At 44.9% G+C, this 25,070-nt stretch carries 19 protein-coding genes; 14 read left to right on the top strand and 5 right to left on the bottom strand.

Annotated features, from left to right (window positions below):
• Positions 1-5 precede the first annotated feature (5 nt).
• The 3 genes from AABA75_RS11500 (at position 6) to AABA75_RS11490 (ending at position 2,937) form a co-directional block, all read left to right on the top strand.
• Positions 6-896: a LysR family transcriptional regulator gene (locus tag AABA75_RS11500; protein ID WP_338292747.1), complete on the top strand. Its 891-nt coding sequence runs from the start codon at positions 6-8 to the stop codon at positions 894-896.
• A gap of 127 nt (positions 897-1,023) precedes the next feature.
• Positions 1,024-1,950: a substrate-binding periplasmic protein gene (locus AABA75_RS11495; RefSeq protein WP_425325574.1), complete on the top strand. Its 927-nt coding sequence runs from the start codon at positions 1,024-1,026 to the stop codon at positions 1,948-1,950.
• Between the two features lie 66 nt (positions 1,951-2,016).
• The gene (locus AABA75_RS11490; protein ID WP_338292746.1) at positions 2,017-2,937 is read left to right on the top strand and encodes an NUDIX hydrolase; all 921 of its coding nucleotides are present in this window, start codon (positions 2,017-2,019) and stop codon (positions 2,935-2,937) included.
• A 16-nt stretch (positions 2,938-2,953) separates the two neighbouring features.
• On the opposite strand, the gene AABA75_RS11485 is transcribed toward AABA75_RS11490, so the two are convergent.
• Positions 2,954-3,646 (bottom strand): Crp/Fnr family transcriptional regulator, encoded by a 693-nt coding sequence (locus AABA75_RS11485; protein ID WP_338292745.1) that lies wholly within the window; start codon positions 3,644-3,646, stop codon positions 2,954-2,956.
• 120 nt (positions 3,647-3,766) lie between these two features.
• On the opposite strand from AABA75_RS11485, the gene AABA75_RS11480 reads away from it, so the two are divergent.
• The gene (locus AABA75_RS11480) at positions 3,767-4,534 is read left to right on the top strand and encodes a sterol desaturase family protein (protein WP_338292744.1); all 768 of its coding nucleotides are present in this window, start codon (positions 3,767-3,769) and stop codon (positions 4,532-4,534) included.
• 267 nt (positions 4,535-4,801) lie between these two features.
• Entirely contained in the window at positions 4,802-6,436 is a 1,635-nt protein-coding gene (locus AABA75_RS11475; protein ID WP_338292743.1) for a methyl-accepting chemotaxis protein, read from the top strand.
• A gap of 518 nt (positions 6,437-6,954) precedes the next feature.
• Here the strand turns inward: AABA75_RS11475 and AABA75_RS11470 are convergent.
• A complete protein-coding gene (locus tag AABA75_RS11470) occupies positions 6,955-10,026 on the bottom strand; it encodes an efflux RND transporter permease subunit (protein WP_338292742.1) in 3,072 nt (1,023 codons plus the stop codon).
• A gap of 24 nt (positions 10,027-10,050) precedes the next feature.
• Entirely contained in the window at positions 10,051-11,154 is a 1,104-nt protein-coding gene (locus AABA75_RS11465) for an efflux RND transporter periplasmic adaptor subunit (RefSeq protein ID WP_338292741.1), read from the bottom strand.
• Between the two features lie 179 nt (positions 11,155-11,333).
• Here AABA75_RS11465 and AABA75_RS11460 point away from each other — a divergent pair, with 179 nt between their 5' ends.
• Entirely contained in the window at positions 11,334-12,638 is a 1,305-nt protein-coding gene (locus tag AABA75_RS11460) for an ABC1 kinase family protein (RefSeq protein ID WP_338292740.1), read from the top strand.
• A gap of 41 nt (positions 12,639-12,679) precedes the next feature.
• On the opposite strand, the gene AABA75_RS11455 is transcribed toward AABA75_RS11460, so the two are convergent.
• Positions 12,680-13,219 (bottom strand): carboxymuconolactone decarboxylase family protein, encoded by a 540-nt coding sequence (locus tag AABA75_RS11455; RefSeq protein WP_338292739.1) that lies wholly within the window; start codon positions 13,217-13,219, stop codon positions 12,680-12,682.
• A 104-nt stretch (positions 13,220-13,323) separates the two neighbouring features.
• Between AABA75_RS11455 and AABA75_RS11450 the strand changes: the two genes are divergently transcribed.
• From AABA75_RS11450 to AABA75_RS11430, 5 genes are all read left to right on the top strand, one after another.
• Positions 13,324-13,920: a TetR/AcrR family transcriptional regulator gene (locus AABA75_RS11450; RefSeq protein ID WP_338292738.1), complete on the top strand. Its 597-nt coding sequence runs from the start codon at positions 13,324-13,326 to the stop codon at positions 13,918-13,920.
• 7 nt (positions 13,921-13,927) lie between these two features.
• Positions 13,928-14,407 carry a SixA phosphatase family protein gene (locus AABA75_RS11445; protein WP_338292737.1) on the top strand — a complete coding sequence of 160 codons (480 nt, stop codon included), beginning with the start codon at positions 13,928-13,930 and terminating at the stop codon, positions 14,405-14,407.
• 296 nt (positions 14,408-14,703) lie between these two features.
• Positions 14,704-17,220, top strand: a complete 2,517-nt coding sequence (locus tag AABA75_RS11440; RefSeq protein ID WP_425325600.1) for a zinc-dependent metalloprotease — start codon at positions 14,704-14,706, stop codon at positions 17,218-17,220.
• A gap of 123 nt (positions 17,221-17,343) precedes the next feature.
• Positions 17,344-18,381, top strand: coding sequence for a protease SohB (gene sohB, locus AABA75_RS11435; protein WP_338292736.1), 1,038 nt, complete (start codon positions 17,344-17,346; stop codon positions 18,379-18,381).
• A gap of 99 nt (positions 18,382-18,480) precedes the next feature.
• A protein-coding gene (locus AABA75_RS11430; RefSeq protein ID WP_338292361.1) for an IS3 family transposase occupies positions 18,481-19,694 on the top strand; the annotation gives its coding sequence in 2 pieces (ribosomal slippage) (positions 18,481-18,817 and positions 18,817-19,694; 1,215 coding nt in all).
• 59 nt (positions 19,695-19,753) lie between these two features.
• Here AABA75_RS11430 and AABA75_RS11425 read toward each other — a convergent pair.
• Positions 19,754-21,106 carry a dicarboxylate/amino acid:cation symporter gene (locus AABA75_RS11425; RefSeq protein ID WP_338292735.1) on the bottom strand — a complete coding sequence of 451 codons (1,353 nt, stop codon included), beginning with the start codon at positions 21,104-21,106 and terminating at the stop codon, positions 19,754-19,756.
• 84 nt (positions 21,107-21,190) lie between these two features.
• Here AABA75_RS11425 and AABA75_RS11420 point away from each other — a divergent pair, with 84 nt between their 5' ends.
• The 3 genes from AABA75_RS11420 to AABA75_RS11410 all read left to right on the top strand — a co-directional run bounded on the left by AABA75_RS11420 (position 21,191) and on the right by AABA75_RS11410 (position 25,063).
• Positions 21,191-22,942, top strand: coding sequence for an Ig-like domain-containing protein (locus AABA75_RS11420; protein ID WP_338292734.1), 1,752 nt, complete (start codon positions 21,191-21,193; stop codon positions 22,940-22,942).
• Positions 22,943-22,962: 20 nt separating this feature from the next.
• Positions 22,963-23,787: a hypothetical protein gene (locus AABA75_RS11415; protein ID WP_338292733.1), complete on the top strand. Its 825-nt coding sequence runs from the start codon at positions 22,963-22,965 to the stop codon at positions 23,785-23,787.
• A gap of 154 nt (positions 23,788-23,941) precedes the next feature.
• On the top strand, positions 23,942-25,063 hold the full coding sequence (locus AABA75_RS11410) for an arginase family protein (protein ID WP_338292732.1): 1,122 nt from the start codon (positions 23,942-23,944) through the stop codon (positions 25,061-25,063).
• The last annotated feature ends 7 nt before the right edge of the window (positions 25,064-25,070 follow it).

Raw genomic sequence — 25,070 nt, 5'->3', positions numbered from 1 at the left:
TGCTTTTGGATAAATTAGAGATGATGCGAGTTTTCGCTGTGGTGGCGCGTCACGGGAGTTTTACCAAAGCCTCAACAGAGCTGGATATGGCAGTACAAACCGTCAGTAAATATGTAAAAGCCCTGGAAGAGGGCCTTGATGTGCAACTGTTTAATCGCACTACTCGAAAAGTTTCCCTCAATGACAGTGGCAAGGCATATCTGGAGAAATGCCTTGATCTTCTGGAGCAATTCGATGAACTGGAATCTTCCGTCAGATTTCAGCATGCCGCGCCCAAAGGACGAATCAAAATTTCTGCGCCCACGTCTTTTGGCGAGTTGCATCTGACGCCCGCACTTAGGGACTTTTTGCAAATTTATCCTGACATCAAGTTAGAAGTTGATTTATCCAATCGCAGGGTGGCACTGGTGGAAGAGGGGTTTGATATGGCGCTGCGCATCGGACAGCTCCCGGATTCTTCGATGATTGCAAAAAAACTTACTTCTATGCGAATGACGGTTTGTGCTTCTCCAGACTATCTCGCCAAGTATGGAACACCTTCACATCCTCGTGAATTAGTGCATCACAATTGTTTTGTGGATCAAAATTTACGTCATGGCCGGCATTGGCACTTTATTGAAAATGGGCAGGAATTCAAGGTAGAAGTACATGGTAACTTTGAATCTAACTCGCCTGGTTCTATGCGTCGAATGACTTTGGCAGGGTTGGGAATTGGGTTTTGTCCCATGTATGTAATTAGTCAGGATCTGGTGGCGGGTAGACTCATTCCACTATTCGAAGAGAACGAGGCCTATCTTTATGGTGTGTACGCCATTTACCCACATCGCAAGCATCTGTCTCATCGTGTCAGGGTACTTGTGGATTTCTTAGCCACGCGTTTCCGTCAGATGCATTGATCTGGCTGTTGAACATTAAATATTTGTTGCTATATAAGAAAGCAGCAATATCTTTGCTAAGGTTAAAGGGCGGTTAACTATTTTTGGAGCAAAGTTGGAAAACAGAGGTTATAAGCATAGGTGGCCATTGGCGTTAGTGTTTATTCTGCTGTTGTCACTGATGACAAGCCGGGCGCTTTCTGTTGAAGTTGTCATTGAAAAAGAAGGTAAACCTGTCGTTTTTGAGGGATTTAAGCGAGCTGATGGTGCCTGGATATTCAATCCTGATGCTCAGAAAGTCATTAAGATGGCCACTTTAGATTGGATGCCTTATATCGGTGAAAACGTCTGTGGACAAGGCTGGGTGCAGCAATTGGTAGTGGGGGCATTTTTGCAACTTGGCTATCAGGTACAAAGCCATTTCGTGCCATGGAAGCGAGCAGTGTTGATGGCTGAGAGCGGTCATGTAGATGTTCTTTACCCCGAATATGCCATTGCACCGAATGCCCCCTCTGATATATTTCCCCACAAAAACAGAGACGAACTATTAGTTTTGTCTGAGCCCTTTTCTGGTGGCAATGTTGCTCTAATAAAACGAACCGATCATGAATTTGATTTTAATGGTGATTTGTTGTCACTGAAAGCGCAAACCATTGGAGTGGTGGCGGGCTACGAAAATTCGCCTGAATTCGATGCCCTGATGGAGGAGGGTTACTTTTATATTAGTCCTTCAGTAGATGATTGGATAAATATTAAAAAGCTACACAAAGGCCGTATTAATTTCATTGTGGCTGATCCACTTGTGGTGAATTACACCGTTGCACAAAATATGACGGAGGTCGAAGAAGCTGCTTTTAAAAATGCTACTGAAGTTTTGCAACCTTACCTGGCAGTGCAGCCTCTATACCTCGCTTTCTCAAAGGCTCGTCCTGAATACAGAACTCATCTGCAGGCATTCAATCATCTTATTGTTCAGTGGCGAGAGTCTGGTCGCATGAAGGCTATCAGAGATCACTGGATTGGCAGAGCAACAGAAGAACGTACTTGTGTTTCCAGGCCTGTAAATACTCAGTAGTAAATCATTGCAAATCATAAAATAGTTACGCAAACTTCACGCTTGATAACACATGGAGAATTTTAAGTGCATCTTATTGTCACTCAACCAAACGAAACATCGGAGCTTCCCTGGAACAAGTTGAAGCGGCAAGCACAAAGAATTGGTCATCATATCGAGCAGCAAGGTGATCGCATTGTGAAAGTGATTTGTGAATTACCCGTACAACCTCTGGCGATTAAAATGGCTAAAGCCGCCGGCGGAACCGGGGATAATGTGACTTTAATGACGCGTCCAGAAATGTGTGCCGAGCAAATGCTATCGGACACTTCGGAAGGAGAGGAAAAGGCGGTTGTAGTATGGTGTGTATCTAATCGTTTTTTTGAACAAAATATTGCGCCTAAATTAAATCTTGCAGAAGTGGATTCAGTTGAGCTGGAAGGCATACAAGCTCAATGCTGTTGCTTAATCGCCTTAAAACCCGCAACGGTCACTGATTTACCGGTACGAGTGGCCACAGTGATCCCATCTTCAGCACTTCCCAAAACCTTCACTTTTGAAACAGAACAGGGCGTTGAGCAGCGGGACAGACCTGCTTATTACTATAGTCAGGCTGGCGTGATCCCATGGCGTTTAAAAGGGCAACAGTTACAAGTTATGTTAATAACTTCCAGTAAAAACCGCCACTGGGGCTTTCCCAAAGGAGTAATGGAGCCGGGCGAACCACCGGAATACACTGCCCAAATTGAAGCCCGTGACGAGGGCGGGATTATAGGGGATATTGGTGTTCGCATTGGTCAATTTGAAGTACCCAAATGGGGGGCAAATTGCACGGTGGAAACCTTTGCTATGAAAGTGTCTGAGGTTCTGCCTCGCCATATCTGGCAAGAGCATCATCGCAATCGCCATTGGTGCAGTCTCGAACTGGCAAAAGGTTTGGTTAAAAATAGTAGTTTTGTTGAATTGTTAAATGAATTAGAGAATTGTTATCAGCGCGGTGAACTCTGATTCCTCAGACTCTGTGTTAACTCATAATCGTGCCTCTGTCTCGTGCAACTAACCAGGCCTCTAATTTATCTCTTCCCTGAATAATGAGCTTTCCATAAGCCAGCTCTAATAAGCCTTCTTGCTCTAAATGCTTGAGGGCTTTGCCCAGCGCCACTCGCGATACTCCAATGGTGTTTGCTAGTTCTTCCTGGCGACAAGGGATTACATCTTTGAAACCTGATGTATAACTCATGATTAAAATCATTTTTATTGTTTTTTCCAACAAGGGAAGACGGCGCAAAGCGTCCATAGATTCAAGGACAATGTGTAATCGTGCCAGTGACGTTTTTAACAGAGCTTCGGCTAATTCGGGGTATTGTTGAAAGAGGCGAAAAAACACAGGTTTTGCTATTTGGCACAGCGTTGTTTTACCTATCGAGCTTATATCGTGGGTTCGGTTAAGCTCGGAGAATAAACTAAATTCGCCAAAACAATGTCCTTTTCCCAGCATAGCAACGATGAGTTGTTTGCCTTGTGCATCAGTGATACCTGCAAACACGGCACCCTCAATAACAACGGATAAACCAGCTTTGTTACTACCGCGCTGATGTATTAATTGTTTGTCTTCGTATTGCACTAACGCACCTGCATTGAGTAGCGCTTGTTTGACTGGCTGGTTTAGCATGGAAAAAAAGGTGGGAAAATCTAAGTGCTGTTGTGATTGAGGCATACAATTATCAAATGCTAATTAGTTAGCATTTAAGTGTAGAAGATCTGCTAGTCTTTTACCCGGATATGTTAGGTAGATAAGACCATGAAAGCAGAAATTCTAATAATCTCAGCAATATTTTTGAGCTTTATTCTTTTGGAGATTATGTTTAGTCAGTTTTTTAAAAAGCCGCGCCAATCCCCGAAGGACGCCATCGTTGAAGTCATTAGCACTTCAACTTTAGTATTGCTCACTCAGCCTCTGGTTTTGTTTTTATCTTTCACCGCAGCGCTTTATGCGTTCCCCGAGTGGCAGGACGTTCTGCGGGATTATCCCTTTTGGTTTTTATTCTTATTATTTCTGCTTTTTGATGATATGACACAATATTGGTGGCATCGATTAGCCCACAATGTACCTCTGTTATACAACTTGCATAGACCTCACCACGAGGCTAGTTATATGTCCATCAGGATTGTTTATCGGAATAATCTCTTTTACTACTTTTTGATGCCGGGGATCTGGTTTTCCGGTGTGCTTATCTATTTAGGGGCAGGGTGGGTGTATGCCGTCTACGTGGTTCTGAAAATGACCGTTATTTTTGCTGCTCATAGCGATATTCGTTGGGACAAAGCATTATATAAAGTATCCTGGCTGGCACCGCTAATGTGGATTCTGGAAAGACTTATTTCTACACCTTCCACCCACAGCGCCCATCATGGTAAACACATGGAAGACGGTGTCACCCATTACAAAGGCAATTATGGCAATTTACTTTTCTTCTGGGATGTTTTATTCGGTAGCGCCAAAATAACCCGACGCTATCCGGCAGAGTATGGTGTTGAAAACATGTCTGATACATCAGCAGCAGAGCAATTATTGTGGCCAGTTGTAAGAGACAGGAAAAAGTAACCGAGACTATAAACAGCTTATACCGGCCAAAGGTTCTTACAAAAATGTTATTTTTTCTTGATTTTTTAGTTAAATAATGACAGCGTTGTCATAACTCGTTAATGTTTTATAGCAATGCATTTCTGATGCACTCAGGATTAATCGCCATTTTTTTGGATGAAATTGACAGCGTTGTCATTGTCTTGACAGGCATAGCAAACGCGGTTCAAGGATGTAAGCGAGGAATTGTGCACCTCAGGTGCAAGACCTTATCATCTGGAGCAAATTATGTTTTCCAATATCACGCTTAAATCAAAGGTGACACTACTGGTACTGGTGATCACCGCCTCCATGTCCAGTATCGCTTTACTGGGTCTACACGCCCTCAGGATTGCCAGCGAGCAAGACAACCTGGCGCGCATTGAGCAATTAATAAAAAGTACCTATTCAACTATCGCACAACTTGAATCGTTGACGCGTTCTGGTGGCATCTCTGAGCAACAAGGTAAGTTGATTGCTGCAACTATCTTGCAGGAAAACAAGTATCACGATTCAGAGTATGTGTATGTTGTGGATCAGGATTTAAACTTTATTGCAGCGCCTCATGATCCACAGCTTGTGGATACCAGCTTTAATGATTTTAAGGACGCACAGGGCAATAGTATTGGGCAACTGGTAGAGCGTGTGGCACGGCTAAGCAATGGCCAATTGGTTTCTTACGACTGGACTTCTGAGCGCAACGGCGAAGTGGTAAACCTGACTTCGGTCGTGCAACAAACGCCTATATGGGGTTGGTATGTTGGCACCGGCATTAGTTTTAAAGAGGTGGATGCCAGATATTGGTCCATTGCAAGATGGCTAGTGGGTTTATCAGTTTTTATCGCTATCAGCATTGCTTTGTATTTGTTTTATTTTGGAACGCGCTTACAACAGGATCTTGGCGCAGAAATTAAAGAGGTAGTGAGGGCAGTTAGTCGAGTTTCAAAGGGGGACTTAAAAACCGAATTAAGCGCATTAAATTGCCGTGACGATAGCATTATGGGTTCAATCTCATACATGCAAAACGCTTTAACCGAAGTGGTTAAAGAGATAAGCAACGTATCACACAGTTTAAAACAACAGGTTAAAGATTCAGAGTTGCAGTCGCAGGAATTAGATAAGCTAACCGGAGATTTGAACCTTGAAACCGGCAATGTAGCTAAAACCATTGCTGATATTGCCACGACTGCACAAACCGTAAACCGCGATGTTGCCCTAACCAGTAGCGCTATTCAGGACGCAAAAAACAAAGGTGATGAGGCCAGCCAACTTACTCAGGAGTCTACCGTTACTATTAATGAACTGGAAAAACAAATAGAAAAGGCTGGAGAAAGTATTCATGTTTTAGGCAACGAAGTACAAAACATTGAAGGGGTGCTACATGTTATTCAAGGGGTTGCGGAACAAACAAACTTACTTGCGCTTAACGCAGCGATAGAGGCTGCAAGAGCTGGAGACCAAGGCAGAGGATTTGCCGTGGTTGCGGACGAAGTCAGACAACTTGCTAAGCGAACCTCTGAAAGCACTCAGGAAATTCACAATATGATAGAGCGTTTACAAAAAGTTGCGAAAGAGGCAATAGATTCAGTAGAAACCAGTATAAAGACCAGTGAGCACAGTGTGGACTGCTCTAATCAGGTGCGTGTGGCATTGCAGGATATGTTCAACCTGATTGAGCAAAGCGCTACGATGAGTAAAAACATTGCTCAGGCTTCACAGCGACAACTGGAACTAGCTGAAGCGGCGGATCAGCGCATCGGTCAGATAGATAAAATGAGCCAGGATACGGCGCAAGTATCAAGAAGTGCCCATAATAAAGCGGAACTTATCAGAGTGTCATCTGGTGCTTTGGAAACCCAAATGCACAAATTTGCTATTCAATAATATAATACCAACTCTAATAAACATTTGCGCACTCAGCGCTGCCTCAGAAACATTAGTTCGAGGCGTGCGAATGAAAGAATACCGGTGGTCTTGTGAACTTCGCACAACAAAGACAAAAGTTTAGGGAAAACTTTTGAACAGCTTTAGCTGGCCTGCGAAGCAGGTGATATTCAGGGAAGAATATCATAAATAATGTTTCTGAGGCGTGTCTCCGATGGGCCTGAAAAGCATTTATACGGTGTTGGATGTTTTTTGATTTATCCCTACATGGATGTAGGTGATTAGAATAACGCAGGAGCAGTTATCGAGCCCACTAGACCTTCAAACATCCGCCTTGTCTACCAAATGCTGTTTGGAACAGCATAGAACAGCTTTAGCTGGCCTGCGAAGCAGGTGAGCTACATGGATGTAGCGAATAAATGCTTTTCATCTCCCACTGAGCTGGGTAAATGTTTATTGGAGTTGGTATCAAGCAGGAGTCAGCGACTCCTGCTTAGTTTATTGGAATTGGTATAACATTAATCCTGTTTAACCCGGTAAAACGCGGCGTATAACACTGGTACCACACCCAAGGTTAGCAATGTGCCCACGCCCAGGCCAAATGCGATTACGACAGCCATGCCGTAGAACAGCGGATCCTTGAAAACAATCAGCGGTAACAGTCCCATTATCGTTGTGATAGTAGTCATAGTAATGGGCCTCAGGCGAGTTATACAGGCATCTACGATGGCATCGTAGGCATCTTTTCCACTGTTGCGCTCAATGTCTATTCGGTCAATCAATACGATGGCGTTATTGATAATAATGCCTGCCAAGCTATATATCCCGAGTGTCACCATGAAACCACTAGGGGCATTCATTAACAGCAACCCAATAACGGTACCAATAATCGAAAGTGGTATGGTTAACAAAATAATCCCGGCGCGTCTGAAGGAATTAAATTGCAATACCAGTAGAATAATGATCACCCCAATTGCCATTGGCATATTAGCGCTTAGTGCTTCCGCCGCACCCGCTGATTCCACAATAACGCCATCGTATTCAATACTGTGATTGAGGGGCAGGTCGCTCGCCAGCGCCCGGATGTCAGCATCGATGACGGATTTTAAATCTTCTGCCGACATGGTCAGGTTGCGAGCTTGAACGCTAACCGTTCTAAACAAGTTCTCACGTTGAATTTGGGCAAACTGATACACAGGACCAAAGTCAGCAACCTGGAACAAAGGTACGGCTTGATTTAGTTTGCTGGAGTATATGGATACCGTGCGCAATCTATCGAGATTAAAACGCTCGCTTTCTTTGGCCCGGAAAACCACCGGAATAATATCGTCATCTTCGCGATATTCCGTAACCATTGCACCCGAAAAGTAACCTTGTAACTCATTGGCAATATCTTCTGAGGTAATTCCGGCGCGACGGGCTCTGTGCTGATCAACTTGCACTTGTACTTTGACAATCAGGTTTTCCCAATCTTGGCGCACATCGACTGTGTTGGGGATCCCTCTCAACAGTGTCATTACCTCTTGTGCTTTACCGTAAATAATATCCTTGTCCGGTCCCTTTACCTGGATTTTAATGGTATTGGAGTCAGAGGGCCCAAGAAACATTTTGTCAACACGGGCAAATACATCCGGGAATTGTTCGATAAAGCCTCTGTGTAAACGCTGTTGCATGTCTGAGACTTGTTCTGCGTCTTTGAGGTTGATAACGATAAACCCTTTGTTGTCCGCCGGATCAATCGGATTTAAGGAAAGCACAAAACGCGGACCACCATATCCTACATATCCGCTAAACCTGTCAATTTCAGGAAATTGCTCAGTGTCATTCAGCCAGGCAAAAATTGCCTGCATTTGTTTGTTGGTAGTACGGGATGAAGTGCCGTTGGCCATTTCAACAGTTACGGTTAATTGATTGCGATCTGAGTCGGGGAAAAATTGTTGTGAAACCAGGTTGAAGCCCAGAATGCTCAGGATGAAAATCCCCATCATAATGCCACTAAATAACAAGCGATGGTTGAGCATCCAGGTGAGCATGCCCTCATAATACTGTTGGACTCTTTTCAGCATTGAGTTGTCTGATTGTATCCCGCTTTTGGCGGAATCATCGCTATTACTGTCCACCTTAATAAAGTAGTAGCACAGAGTAGGGGTTACGCATAACGCCAGTAACCAGCTGCTTAAAAGGGTTATTAATATCACTAATGAGATGGAGCGGGTATATTCACCAGCGGCATGCTCTGCCAGCATCAAAGGTATAAAAAACAAAATAGTAGTAAGAGAGGAACTCAGCAGTGGCATTGCTAACTCTTTACCCCCTTGAAACATGGCATCTTTGCGAGTTTCACCTTGTTCCAGTCTGCGTTTAAAATCTTCAGCCACTACAATGCCATTGTCCACTAAAAGCCCTAACGCAATGATCAGTGTTGCCAGGCTCATTCTTTCTAAAATCATGCCGCTGAAATGCATGATGGCTAATGTCACCAGCATCACAAACGGAATAATAGAGCCTACAATTAAGCCGGTGCGTTTACCCAAGAACAAAATCACCACCAGCAAAACAATTACCAGTGTCTGCATAACACTTACCGAGACAGAGGAGACGGTTTCGTCAACTTGCTCGGCTTGCCATGTGGCAATGTCGATGTTGTAACCGATGGGCAATGTTGTCATTATTTCGTCGATTTTGGCTTTAAGGCGCGGTGCATACTCCAGAATGTTGTAGTTCTCAGCCATATTTACGGCAATCATGATGGCGGGTTTACCGTTGAAATAAGCGGGTTGATAAACCGGATCGCGATAATCTCGCTTTATTTCAACTATATCTTTTAAGGCAATGGTCTCTTCCAGGCCCGGAATTGAAATATGAGTATCGCCAATTTCATCTATTGAGTTAAAGTTCCCGGTAGGCTCCACCACAAACGCCTTAGAGCCGGTATCAATCTGACCTCCAGGCATAATGATATTTTGTTTTGCCAACTCAGCGTTGAGTGTCCAGGGAGAAATGCCCAGTTGTGAAAGTTTGGCGCCAGAGGCTTCCAGGAAAATCCGTTCATCTTGAGCGCCAGAGATATCGACTTTTTCAGTACCTGGTACTGAATACAGCACATCTCTTATGTGAGTAGATATGTCATCCATCTCTGCCGGTGAAAAGCCGTCAGCGGTGAGAGCCAAAGTCGCTACGGCAACATCACCGTAGGAATCGTTGACAAAAGACGCTTGGGTACCGGAAGGCAGTTTACTTTGTGCCTGCTGGACCTTATTGCGCAGGTCCTGCCAAATAAGGTCCAGGTCAAAGTAACGGTCATATACCTCAACGTGAATGGTGGAAAGGCCGGTTGAGGAAGTCGACCTGATCTTGTCTACTTCGGGTATTTTGCGTATTTCTTCTTCTATTTTGCGGGTGATCAATTGTTCAACACGCTCCGGAGACATACCCTCGTATCGAGTGCTAACTACGGCAGTACGGATGGTGATGGTGGGGTCTTCTTTTGCTGGCAAAGTGAAATAGGCAAACAGGCCGTTGAGTAGCAACAAAATCAACACCAGGAAAACCGGTTTTCGATAGTTAAACGCCAGTTCTGTTAAATTCATGGTCATTCCTTAAGTCTGTTTGTTTTAGTTGTACTGCTGGATATGTTTATCTAGCAGTTTGACTTTTTGACCATCTTGCAAATAATTAACACCCGCCGTAGCGATAATTTCGCCCTCAGACAAGCCTGTGCTAACCAAGATTTGGTTATCGAAGATGTTTTCTGTTTGAACTTCTCTGCGTGAAACGGTTTGAGTCTCGGGATCAAACACAAAAACATAAGAACTCTGTCCTTGACCGGCCATGATAGCGGCTATTGGCAAGCGATATATTTCACCATCGTATCCTGAGCGACCGACACCAGAGAATACAAAATCAACTTCGGCTGTCATGCCTGCTCTGAGTTCAGGTGGTGGATCTAACACGAAAACATTAACCGGAAAGGCATTCGCGGATTCGGCTCTGGAGCCCTGTTCCGTGATGACTCCGGTGCTGATAAGTCCCGGGAAGGCAGGGTAGCTGACCCCCAGATCAATATCCTTGTTCAAGCGGGTAATAATGGTCTCTGGCACCATCACTTTTACTTCGAGGCCATCTGTACCTTCAATCTCAAATACGGCCTGTCCCGGAGCAATCTGCATTGATGGCTCTACCAGGCGCTTTGTCACTGTGCCTTTATAGGGGGCTTCAAGTTCAGTGTCAGCCAGATCTTTTTTGGCGATATCCAGTTGCGCGCGTGCGATATCTACAGCGGATACCGCAGATTCATAAGCGGCTTTGACATTGTCGAAACCCGACGCTGATACCAGTCCTTTATTAATAAGCTCCTGGTAGCGATTATATTCGTTTCTGGCCTCACTCAGCGCGGCTTCCGCTTGTTGCATATTGGCTTGTGCCGATTGCAACGCCAGTTTATAACTGCGCTGATCCAGTTTTGCGATAATCTGGCCTTGTTCGATGTTATCACCAAGGTCGACGGCAACCGTTTGGATCTTTCCACCGACTTCGAAACTTAAGTTGGTTGCTTCAACAGGTTGAACCGTACCGGATAATCGACGTATTTGTCTAAAAGTGGAAGGTGTAGCCTCGACCCAGGAAATGGGTCTGATAGCCGGTTCTGGCAGCTCAGCAACTTCTGAGCAAGAAAACAGGGTAGCGAGGAGTGGTAAAAGCGCTAATTTTACTTTCATGGTGACACCAATTAATTTGCAGGCATTCAGTATAGATTAAAAATGTGGCCAATATTATTACGCAATATTGAGGTGGCGCAGCCTAGCTTTAAAGGGCACCAGTTGCAACGCCATTAATTCCTCAAAAGGACCACATTGAAGAATCGGCGTGGCTACTATCTCGGGTGAAAAATAAGATTATGAAAAAAGCGAAATCGTTACCATCAGGCCGTGGGGCCCGCCTTACTCAATTCGGCGGTTTGTTGACTCAGGTGGCCAGTAATGTCGCTGTCGATAGCGTAAAAAGCCTAAGCAAGGGCAAGATACCCAACATTAAGGAGTTGTTGCTCACCTCTAAAAACATCCATCATTTAGCTGAACGATTGGCCCATCTCAGAGGGGCCGCTATGAAAATGGGACAACTGTTGTCCATGGATGCCGGAGAGTTGTTGCCACCCGAGCTCAATCAATTGCTGGCAGTATTACGAGACAATGCATGTGTGTTACCGGAAGAACAGCTAGTGCAAACAATGAGCCAGCTGCTAGGTAACAACTGGCAAATGCAGTTTTCACAGTTTGATCTGAATCCATTTGCAGCCGCATCAATTGGTCAAGTGCATCTTGCCGAATCACTTACTGGCGAAAAGTTAGCTGTTAAAATTCAATATCCGGGAGTAGCAAAGTCAATACACAGCGATGTTGATAACGTAGGCACGCTGATAAGAATGTCTGGCTTGGTGCCAGAAAATATCGATTTAACCAGGTTGCTATTAGAGGTCAAAATTCAGCTTATCAGAGAAGCAGATTATGAGATAGAAGCACGATTTTTAAATCGTTATGCTAGCTTACTCAAGGATGAAAAAGGTTTTGTGGTGCCAACGTTGTATTCCGAATTATGTAATGAGGCGATGCTCACCATGAGCTATGAGTCCGGCGAAGACATCGAAGTATTGAGCGAGTTACCACAAGCACAGAAAAACCAACTTTGTGCTCAACTAGTGAAGCTGCTTTTCAGAGAACTATTTGAATTCCGACTAATGCAAACCGATCCGAACTTTGCCAATTATCGGTACCAAAGGGATTCTCAAAAGATAGTGCTGCTGGATTTTGGTGCGACACGAGAAATCAGTGAAGCGTTAAGCCATTTTTATCGCGATGTCGCCAGAGCTGTGCTCTCTGGAGATGTTGATACCGTCTACAGGTTAGCGACTGAATTGGGATTTTATCAATCTGACGTGCCCGTTGAGTTTACTGAGGAAATGCAGAACACCTTAACCATTGCTTTTGAACCCATGCAATACGATGGTGACTACGACTTTGCAGCGAGCGATGTATTACCAAAGTTAAAAGACAGAGCAATGAAACACGCCAGGTTGAGAGAATATTTCGGTACACCGCCAGCAGACGCGATATTCATCCATCGCAAAATAGCGGGAATTTATCTTTTGTTGTGTCGTGTTAAGGCGCAATTAAACCTCAATAAGATCCTTGCCGAGTTTCTGTAGAGCGAAAAACAAGGGCGGGGCCATTTGGCCCCGTAAAAGACTTAGATAAACTTTTTAAAACCATCGTCTATGGGCGTGTTTGCCACATGGTTAGTAAAATTACTCATCACCTTGTGGGAAATACCCAGAATAATTGCCAACATATCCTTATTTTGATAACCCACACGGTAAAACTCTTTAGTTTGCTCAGGAGTGAGATGTCCACGCTGTTCAACCATCGCCAGAGTGGTGGCGCGTAAAACTTCAAGTTTCTCATTACCCAGTGAAGTACCATCTCTCACCGCATCGTTGAGTTGCGCATCTACTCCCATCATTTGTGCCACCGCACTGTGGGCTGGTAAGCAATAGTGGCAATCGTGAAATTTGTTTATGGTTTGCCATACCACGGTTAATTCTTCATTGTTCAGTGAGCTTTGGGTAAATAGTTCATGGACCTTGCGATAAGCCTCAAGTAACTGAGGTGACTCTGCCATTACGGCGTGCAAATTTGGAATACTACCATAAGCCTTATGACTAGCTTGCAAAGCTGTTTTTGCATGCTCTGGTGCGCTTTCAACAGTGTGAATTGTAAAATCTGACATAAATAATTCCCGAATTTAGAGTGGATTCACAAATAATTTAATTGCATTTGAACGCTTGTTCAAGTTAAATTTGAACGAATGTTCAAATTGATGTGGAATAAGCTATGACTCGGGTAAATATTGATGAAGCCATCGATAAAGCAGCTGTGCTGTTTTGGGGAAACGGTTATGGTGCGACCACGATGCGACAACTACAGCATGCCATGGACATGAGGCCGGGCAGTATTTACGGTGCGTTCGGGGATAAAGATACACTGTATCTGAAAACACTAGATCACTATCGCAAAGCATCTTTATTGCGTATGCAAACCACCATGGCCAGTGCGCAAAGTGCCTGGCAAGGATTGCAGAAAACCATAGAGCAAGCGATTTTCGGTAATGAAGATGCACCGTCTGAGCTGTGTTTTTTGGTCAAAACCGTTAACGAACTGGAAACACGGCAGCCTGAACTGGTGTCTTTTGCTAAATCAGCGTTATTGGATATTCGGGACGAATTGGAAAAGCAAACTCGACTTGTGTTGGCAGAGCAAGGCAAAGGAGAGGCAGAAATTGACGCTGAAGCACAGGGCTTAGCTACTATCATTCAGGCCCAAATCATGGGCATGAAAGCGCAGCTAAAACTAACCCAACAACCAGATTTAATTGCTAAACTAATAATGCAGTTTATGCGTAATCTCTTTAACGATAGAGTTTTATCCTGATAAAGCCATGAAGCAATTAGTCCTTTGCCGCCATGCTAAATCCAGCTGGAAATATCCGCTGAAAGATGTTTATCGACCTCTCAATAAACGGGGTTTGATGCAGGCTGCTGAGATGGCCAGACGCTGTGAATTGTTACCCGATCTAGTACTGTGTTCGCCAGCCACAAGAGCCTGGTCAACCGCCTTGTGCTATTTTCAGGAGCTGGGCTGGAACTACGAGGTGTTGCGAATGGAACCGGGTTTAATCGAGGCTTCCAAGGCGCAATTAATTGAGTTGTTGCAAAATGTGGATGAGAGCGTCGATACGTTGTTTTTGTTTGGTCACAATCCTGGGTTTAATGATTTACTTAGCTATTTGTCACAATCTCCATTGCCCACCGAAAACCTGGTGACATCGGGGCGAGTGGTATTGTCTTTACCCTATTCCACGTGGAAATCTCTCGAACTTGATTCAGCCACAATCATCGACTGGACAGTACCGCAGTAAATTGTCTGTATATATAGCATTCTTATACTTTTCGAACTCATCTCAGATCTTTCCTTGAGATAAAACGTAACAGACTATTTCTGATAAGCCTTGAAGGCTTATTTTTGTTATAAACTGTGAGGCTTTGGGCAAGCGATGTTGAAGAATCGCCTCGAAAATGTCCATAACTTAATAATTATAATCAAACGACAGGGTTACATATGAGGAACATCAGATTAACGTTGCTTGCTGCCGCCGTTTCTATGGCAGTTAACGTAGAAGCTGCCGAAGACACTTTGCAAAATCAAGCACTTTTAATGATGCAGGAAACGGCCGCAGAGGCTGAAACAGAAGCGTCAAGTGAAGACGGTGAAGAAGAAAAAGAAAAAACCATGGCGGAAAAGCTGGAAGAGAAAACCGCTTTCCCCGGTTTATTCGATGTTTACCGCGATTCCGAGGATGGTTCTGGTCTGGTTGTGGTAACAGATGACATGTTGAACAAGCCGTTTTTATACATGGCTCACACTGTGAATGGTGCACTGGATGCCGGGCATTTCAAAGGTGGCTATCGCGATGGTAAACTGATTGAGTTTCGCAAGTACTTCGACCGCATCGATGTAGTCGCCTTAAACCCTCGTTACTATTTCGATCCAGAAAACGCCATCAGTAAAGCCGCAGATGCCAATATCAGTGAAGCGGTGTTGCTATCCACTAAAATTGATATGAATGAAGATGGCAAGTATGCCATTAGCCTCAGTGATTTAGTACTCAACGAAAACATCCATAAAGTTTCCCCTTGGCCAAACCCAGCAGCAGACAAAAATTCTAAAAGCTATAAATTAGGTAAATTTCAGGATAGCAAATCGCGCATTCTGGAAATCAATAACTTCCCTGCAAACACTGACATGATTGTTGAATACGTGTTTGAAGATAGCAATCCCAAAAACTTCGGTAATAATGAACTCGCTGATCCGCGTTACGTTTCTGTGCAACTGCAACACTCCTTTGTTGAACTGCCCGAAAACAACTTCAAACCGCGTCGCGATGATCCGCGCGTAGGTTACTTCTTGCAACAATTTGATGACATGACCTCAGATCGCACCGCAAACTACCGCGATGTGATCAATCGCTGGCACCTGGAAAAGAAAGACCCAAGCGCAAAAGTATCAGATCCGGTTAAACCCATCACTTGGTGGATTGAGAATACCACTCCAGTTGAATGGCGTGACACTATTCGCGATGCCACTTTGGCATGGAACACAGCTTTTGAAAAAGCGGGGATCAGTAATGCGATCGAAGTAAAAATCCAGCCGGATGATGCGGATTGGACCGCCGATGATATTCGCTACAACGTATTGCGTTGGACCAGCTCACCCAGACCACCATTTGGTGGCTATGGCCCAAGTATTGCCAATCCCTACACAGGTGAAATCATTGCAGCAGACATTATGTTGGAATACACCTTCATGAAGGGGCGCTGGATTCAGGCAAACTTTTTGAGCGACGGTTATTCAGAATCAGAGTTGGGTCATTTTGAGCAAGAAGATCTGCACTGCTCATTGGGACATGCCATGAATGGCAACCTTTTATTTGCGCAAGCCACGGCGATGGCGAATGGCATGGGCGACATCGAAAAAGATAAGATGTTGAAGCAAACCATGTACTACTTAATTTTACATGAAGTGGGGCACACCTTGGGATTAAACCACAACATGCGCGCCACCCAGTTACACAGCAATGATGTGGTGCACGATGAAAGCGTCACTAAAGGTATTCTGGCAGGCTCTGTCATGGACTATCCGTCAGTAAACTATGCGCCTCCGGGCAAAACACAAGGTGACTTTTACACCGATAAGCCCGGTCCTTATGATGACTGGGTAATTGAATATGGTTACTCAGTGGGCCTTGCTGATGCAGAAGAGGAAGAAAAACGCCTCGAAGCAATTTTGAGCCGCTCTACCGATCCAGCATTAGCATTCGGTAACGATGCAGATGATATGCGTGCGCCAGGCCGTCATATCGATCCGCGTGTAAACATCTTTGATATGTCGGGTGATGCTGTTGAATATGCCAAAGATCGTTTCGCGTTGATCCGTGATACCTGGGGAAAAATGACTGAAAAAGCCTTGAACCCCGGTGATTCCTACAACGACCTGGTTGTGGGGGTTAATGCGGTATTCACTGAGCTTAGCCGACAGGCTAATGTTACCTCTCGCTACATCGGTGGTGTTTATGTCGATCGCGCAATGGTGGGCCAAGATGGTGCCAGCAAGCCATTTACACCAACGCCGGCGGTGACTCAGAAAACTGCAATGTCGTCACTGCGCGACAACCTGTTCGCACCAGATGCGTTTGACGGCATGCAACCATTGTATGATTTGATGCAAAAACAGCGTCGCTCTTTTAACAATTTTGGTAAAAACGAAGATCCGCGTATTCACGAAATGGTACTGAAAGCGCAACAAGCTGTGCTTTCACACATCATGCATAAAAACACGGTAGAACGTATTGTGGACACCGAGTTATATGGCAATGAGTATCCGCTTGAGGTGGTATTCGCTGATTTGACCGACGCCATCTTCGAAGATGATAGCAAAGGCAGTGTAAATAGCTTCCGTCAAAATCTACAAGTGGCTTATGTTAACCGTTTGCTTAATATGTCTGGATTAGAGGCAAAAAGTGCTTATCCTACATTCGCCCAAGCGGTGGCTACGTATGAGCTGGAGCAAATCGAAGACGCACTGAATACCAGTCGTGGTGACAAGGCTACTAAGATTCATCGAAATTTCTTACAACGCCGTATTAACAGTGCGTTCCATAAGAGTAAAAGCTAATGAAGCTTTGTTAGTGGAAAAGCCGGCAAGCGCCGGCTTTTTTGTATTTTTCACCTTAACATTGGAATCGGGCTTGTTATCCCCATAATGAGCATGAAATGAAGAAAATTTCTGGAGAGTTAATTGGAATTTTTAAGTGAATACGGCATGTTTTTGTTGAAGGCCGTCACCATAGTGGTAGCCATACTCTTCGCCGTTGGTGGCGTCGTATCATTGGCTTCAAAACAAAAGCAGGAAAAAGGGGAGCTGGACATCAGCTCTATTTCCGACAAATTGCAGGACCTGGAATACAAGGCCAAAGCAATGGTGTTTGGTAAAGAAGAATTTAAAGCATGGGAAAAAGAGCAGAAAAAGCTAGAAAAAGCCCGTGCAAAAGAGGCAAAAAACGCCGATAAAGACGCTGCCCATAAAAAGAAATTGTTCGTTTTGGACTTTAAAGGCTCGATGGATGCCAAAGAAGTCGATAGCTTGCGTGAGGAAATTACCGCTATTTTGACCATAGCCAAAGACGAAGATGAAGTCCTTTTACGTCTGGAGTCTCCCGGCGGTGCGGTGCATGGATATGGCCTTGCCGCTTCACAATTAGCACGTATCAAAAAGCGTGGTCTAAAGCTTACCGTTGCCGTGGATAAGGTGGCGGCAAGCGGTGGTTACATGATGGCTTGTGTGGCGGATAAAATTGTTTCTGCGCCGTTTGCCTACATTGGCTCAATTGGGGTTATCGCCCAAATGCCTAATTTTAATAAGGTACTTAAAAACAATAATATTGAGTGGGAACAGCACACGGCCGGTGAATTCAAACGCACGCTTACGGTATTTGGAGAAAACACCGATGAAGCTCGTGAGAAGTTTAAAGCCGAATTAGAAGAGATTCATCATTTCTTTAAAACCCATATTCAGGAGTTTCGTCCTGAGCTGGATATTGATTCAGTGGCGACAGGCGAGCATTGGATTGGCAAAAAAGCCCATGAGTTGAATCTGGTAGACGATATTCAGACCTCAGACGATTATTTATTGTCGCAAGCCAAAGACTTGGAAATTTTTGCCGTGAAGTTCAGACCGAAGAAAAAACTAGCCGATAAGTTAGCGGAAGCGGCGAGTATGTCGGTGAAAAACACCCTGGCAGATTTAGCCCGTTGGCGGGACTCTGCGTTTCATTAAGAGCGCTGTTTCAAATACCAAAAAGCCAGTCATCAGACTGGCTTTTTTGATTCAGTTTCTGTCCCGTCCTGAAATGTGTTTACACATTTAGGACTTATTATGAGAAACCCAGATAAACAACGCGTTAAACGAACTCAACGTGATTACACCTTAGGCTTTAAATTGGCCGTTGTAGCGCAAGTCGAAAAAGGCGACTTCACCTACAAACAAGCTCAAAAGCACTTTGGCATTCAAGGCCGAAGTACAGTTCTCGTCTGGCTACGAAAGCATGGTAAGCTGGATTGGTCTGAGCCTTTGATGCATTCACTTATGTCTCAATCCAACGAAACACCCGCCCAAAAGATTAAGCGTTTAGAACGCGCATTAGCTGATGCTGAACTCAAAATTGATGCTCTGGAAGAGGTAGTAACCCGTGTTGATAACGAGTGTGGGAGTAACTACAGAAAAAAGTACTACGACAAGCTCTCTGGGCGGGAAAAGTTGAAAAACGAAGAAAGCTAGCTCGTTGTTGTCGCCTATTCGGATTTACACCTCAAGGGCTTTATCAGTGGGTTAAGCGGTTTAACGATAAGCAGCAGAGGTTAATGCCGGTTAAGGACATGGTGCTGTATTGGCGCCAGTACATGCCGCGGATTGGGACTCGAAAGCTCTACCAACTGATGAAACCAGAGCTTGATAAACTTGGCATTAAGTTGGGGCGTGATGGACTGTTTGATTATTTACGCGCAGAAGGCATGTTGGTTAAACCCAAACGTAGTTACACAAAAACAACCGACAGCCGTCACTGGATGAAAAAGCACCCGAATCTACTGAAGGACTATCAACCTCAACAGGCTGAGGATGTGCTTGTGAGTGATATTACCTACGTGAAGTCAGATGCGGGTACGCACTATTTATCATTAACAACGGATGCATATTCCCGAAAGATAATGGGGTATGAACTCAGCGATGAAATGAAAGCAACAGATGTGGTTAAGGCACTCAATATGAGTATCAAGCATAAGTACTATAACCATCCAATGATTCATCACTCAGACCGAGGAGTGCAATATTGCTCTGAGGAATATCAGGCTGTCCTGAGAAATCACAACATTACTCCATCTATGACCGATGGTTATGATTGCTATCAGAATGCCTTAGCAGAAAGAATCAATGGCATACTAAAGCAGGAGTTCTTGTTGCATCAGTGCAAGAATAGGCGGGAATTAAAGCAACTCGTGGATGAATCGATATACATCTACAATGAGATGAGGCCGCACTTGAGTTTGGGAATGAAAACACCTAACCAGGTGCATTACGAAAAAGGCCGATAGATAAAATCTACCGGCCTGCATAAAACGTCAACGTATTTTAGGACGAGACATTCTAACAATCAGTCTTTACCAATTTGGTGGAAAGACTTCATGTCGATTTCTTCATTAACACTGTCTGCTTGCGGGTCATCAAAGACTTCTTTGTGCAGCTTGTTTTCGGAATTGGCCACAATACAAGCAACGGTGCAATCACCCGTAACATTCACCGCGGTGCGGGTCATATCTAATAATCTGTCGACACCGATAATCAAAGCGATACCTTCCACAGGGAGTCCCACCTGTTGCAATACCATCGCTAGCATGATCAGGCCAACTCCGGGAACACCTGCCGTGCCGATCGAAGCAAGCGTAGCAGTTAGTATCACCATAAGGTAATCGCTAACGGCTAAATCGACGCCATAAACCTGGGCAATGAACACCGTTGCTACACCTTGCATTATGGCGGTGCCATCCATGTTAATAGTGGAGCCAAGCGGCACAGTAAAGGAAGCAACAGAGTTGTGTACGCCGAGTTTATTACGGGCAGTTTCGAGAGTAACCGGTAACGTCGCGCTACTACTGGAGGTGGAAAAGGCGAACAAGGCAGTTTCGCGCATCTTTTTAAGCAGGCTAAGTGGATTTAATCCGGTAAAAGTTTTTAGTAGCACCGGGTAAACTACAAACGCATGTATCGCTAGCACCACTAATACCAGCATGAAGTACTTTATTAAACCCAATATGGTATCAAAACCGATGGTGGCAAATAACTTAGCCATCAAAGCAAATACACCGATTGGTGCCAGGTTCATCAAGATAGTAACCAGCTTCATGATGACGTCATTCAAATCGTTAAATAGTGATGCCAAACGTTCACCAGATTTTCCTGCCATCGCCATCGCAATGCCAAATAGCAGGGCGAAAACGATAATTTGCAACATGTTGCCTTGCGCCATGGCATTGATTGGGTTAGTGGGGAACATGTTAATGATCACCTGCGCTAGTGAAGGTGCTTCTTTAGCCTGGTAGGTGGCATCAGTACTGAGTTCCAGCCCTTCGCCGGGGGACACAACCAACGCCATGGAAATCGCAATGGTGATGGCGATAGCGGTAGTGATGACATATAGGCCGATGGATTTACCACCTAAGCGCCCCAGTTGTGAAGGATCGCTTAAATTACAGGTACCGCAAATGAGTGACACCAGCACCAAAGGTACCACTAGCATCTTCAGACTGGCGATAAAAATCTGCCCGACAATATTGAAGATACCTTCTACTAAAAATCCATACGTTGAAAATTCCGCGCCAAGTAGGCTAATACGAAAATCTCCGCTATCATCAAATAGTAACTGTAAGAAAAACCCGGTTAATATCCCGGCGAGCATGCCGATAAAAACTCGGGCAGTCAGGCTAAATTTTTTGTTAGTTTGTTCCATAGAGTTTGCTTTATTTTTTGTTTGGAACAAGCCTAACAAGATTGTTTGCGAAGCTGAATAAAAATTTATGAGCGAGGAACCAGAGTGCGGAAGACTGATAACAACAATAAATGGATCTCCGGGTGGCAAAAAGTTTTTCTGGCTTTTTCATTATTAACCCTTGTTGCTTGCGGAGGTGGAGGAGGAGGACTGTCCCGAACCGATACAGACAATAATGATGATGGCGGTGATGATACGACACTATCTATCACCATGAGCATCGCTGATGCTGCAACAGGTAGTGCAAGTGATGAACTAAGCATCGCAACACCACTTACGGTGAGTGCCACTGTAACCGATAGTGATGGAAACACAGTTTCAGGGCAGTTAGTTACTTTTAGTTTGAACGATTCGAATTTGGCGTCATTTAGCCCTGAAAGTGGTACTGCGCTAACTAACAGCGAAGGGGTTGCCAGTATTAATCTGATAGTCGGCACACTTGCTGGTGCTGGAGAGGTGACTGCCACCTTAGGCGGTGGAGAAACCGCACAAATAGGCTTTACCTCGCTGGGAGATGGTTCTTCAGGAGCGCTGGCAATTTCCTTGCGAATTCTCAATGCCGATGCCGAAGTTGACAATAACCTGGCATCAAACAATCCTTTGACGGTTGAGGCTACGGTAACTAATGGGTTAGGAGAAATCCAACCTGATCAGCTAATTAATTTCACTCTCACTAATAACGAATTAGCGTTTTTTGACCCAGAAAGCGCGACTGCGCTTACTGGTAACGATGGTATTGCAACTATCACATTGCGCGTGGGGCAGGTTGATGGCGCTGGTTCCGTTATCGCGACTTTGAATTCCGATAGCTCTGTGACAGATAGTGTGGGCTTTAATTCGGCAGGAGACGGACAGGTAACTCAGGAACAACCTGCCACTTTAGACTTTTTCACCAGTTCGTTATTACTCGCATCCAGTGGCTCCGATGAGGTAGAGCTCATTGCTCTGGTAAAAGATGAGGACAATATTTTGATGGAGGGAATTGATGTATCGTTTTCTTCTAATTCCGGCGAATTAAGTATTGTACAGGGCACAACAGGGGCTGATGGTACGGCGAGAGCAACTTTAACTTCACGAAATAATCCCGAGAACCGCGAGATTAATCTGACTGCCAGGGCCGGTGGTTTAACCGAGACCTTAACAGTGAATGTAACCGGTACTGTTATCAACATTAACGCGCCTACTTCGGTTATTCTCAGTGATACCGGGGATATCAGTATTATAGTGGCCGATTCAGATGGCATTGGTATTGCCAATCAACAAGTCACTTTAACATCACAGGTAGAAGGAAGCCTGGACAATCTAACCCCTGTTACAGATGAAACTGGTCAACTGACGGTAACCTATAACGCCGTGCAATCCGGGGTGGATGTTATTTCTGCGTCCGCGCTGAATGCCACATCGTCACAAGAAATCATTGTTCAGGAAGACGAGTTTAGTTTTGCTCGAGAATCTGTTGAAGATGTGCCATTAAACACTGACGAAACCATCACTGTAACCTGGTTAAAAGACGGGCTCCCCTATGAAGGAGGGAGTGTCAACCTGACCACAACCCGCGGCACACTGAGTACTAATTCTGCTACCACTGATGAGAATGGGCAGGTGACTTTAACTGCCAGCTCTTCGACAGCAGGGGCTGCGATAGTCAGTGCCAGAGGTACCGACAGCGATGGTGGTGAAGTGTCTGCTCGCATAGAAGTGGAGTTTGTGGCTACAGAAGTCGCTTCTATTATTGTCTCAGCCAGCCCCAATTCAATTGGTCCGGGGGGCAGAAAAGTACTATTACCGCGGTATTGAGAGACCCCATTGGCAACTTAGTGAAAGGCGTAACAGTAGGGTTTACTGCCGATGATGTCAGTGGTGGCAGCTTATTTCCACCTGCAGCGGTTACTGATAGTAATGGCATTGCGTCGACGGTATTTACGTCTAATACGGTGACTTCTGAAGATGCCATTGTCATCACGGCAACTGAAGAAACCTCAGGGCTCGCAGCGGAGGCGAACATAACAGTTGCAGACCGAGCTTTGTTTATTTCCTTGGGTACCGGAAACGAGATTTCATCGCCCACCACGGATAGTTACGAAAAGCAGTTTTCTATTTTCGTCACCGACGCTAATTCTAATCCTGTGCCTAACGTAGAATTAACGGTTTCGGGTACACCAGTTAAATACACAGAATTACTGGATCCGAATGCAGAGCCTGGGGATGCTAATTACCAGGTTCGTCGTCCGGCATTCTACAAAGGTTATTGGGAGGCGTTTCCCAGTGCTGACGCCTTCGAGTATTGGATAGCGATATACACAGCCTCCTGTGCAAATGAAGACATAGATGATGACGCTATTCTGGATGAAGGTGAGGATCTCAATGGCGATGGAAACCTGACACCAGGTAATATTGTAGCCATTCAAGGGGATGTCACCACAGATGAAAATGGTCAGGCATTGGTTGCATTGCGTTATCCGAAATCCTTTGGTGCCTGGGCTACGGTTAATGTTGTGGCCAGCACACCAGTAGCGGGCTCGGAAAATCGCACTAGCCAGTTTTATACCTTGGGTGTTTCTGCTGTTGACGCGGCCGTAGAGTCTTCGCCACCCAATTCAAACCCTTTTGGTTCCGGCGACTCTTGCGAAAATACGCTTTGACGGACAATTTGTGTAGATACTTATGCAGTTAAAATGGGCGGTTATTTACCGCCCTTTTTTCTGCCAGGATGTGGTGTCTGAAACTCCCCCAAACAGCCCGTTAATGCTATAATGTAGCTCCCTACAAATGAGTGAAAAATAAGGTCTGTATCAAATGTCTCTGACCCCCGAAGAAAAACTTAACCATTATTTGTGCGCGCCCGGCAACGGTGTTTTTACCGTGCAAACGGCCAAAGAAAAAAAGGAGGTGCTGCACAACCGCTTATACGGCGTAACCGGTGAGGAAGCCGAAAAAGCCTGGCGTAAAAAACTGCAGGAATTTTGTTACTACAAAGTCGATAAACCTTTGGTTTTTGGTATTTGTCACGACACGGGCGGTGGTATCCTTCGGGGCGCAAATTGGGGGCCATTATTTGTGCGTCAGGCACTCTACGATCGATTTACTGAGGGCAGTATTGCCTACGATATTGGCGATATTCGCGTTATCCCTCATTTGTTAATGGATAAATATCTAAATTCAGCCACCGTCAGAAGTTGTCGCTCTGCATTGTACGACAATGAGCATTTTGAGCTGGCGGTGAGTCCATTATCTATCGCTTATGAGGTGGTGCGCTCGGCTTATGAGCTTAACGAAGGCGCGCGCTTCTTTGCCATCGGTGGCGATCATTCAATAAGCTATCCACTGACTAAAGCGTACATTGAGCAACAGAAAAAACGCGGTAAAAAAGTGGGTATCATTCACTTTGACGCCCACACCGATTTGTTGCAGCAACGCTTGGGTATTGATATTTGTTTTGGCTCCTGGACCTATCACATATTGAACGATCTGGAGCGTCCATACCATGTGGTACAGATCGGTATCCGCTCTAGCGGTAAGCCAAAAGAGCACTGGGAAGAAAAGTACGGTGTGAAGCAATACTGGAATTACGATGTGCAAAACCGCGGTATGGAAGCCATCGCCAGCGAAACCATTGAGCACTTCCAAAAAGAAGGTATCGACGAAATTTACCTCACCTTTGATATTGATGCCATCGGCGAGGAATACGTCAGTGCTACGGGTACACCTGAGCCAGATGGTATTTCACCGGATGAAGCCATTACTGCCATTGAAATGTTCGCCAAACATCTGAACATTACCTCTGGTGATATTGCCGAAGTCGCACCGTTTGTTAGCACCAAACACTCTGGTACTGATGCCGATGAGCCTGAGTCAACTTTAAGTGCTGCAGGTGAAGTATCGCGCGCTATTGTGGACGCGATGCAGTTTCAAAAATAAAACCCAA

Origin of the sequence: Planctobacterium marinum (assembly GCF_036322805.1) — a bacterium.
In the GTDB taxonomy this organism is placed as follows: domain Bacteria; phylum Pseudomonadota; class Gammaproteobacteria; order Enterobacterales; family Alteromonadaceae; genus Planctobacterium; species Planctobacterium marinum_A.
Note: the sequence above shows the minus strand (reverse complement) of the source record. Positions and strands in the feature narration are given on the sequence as shown.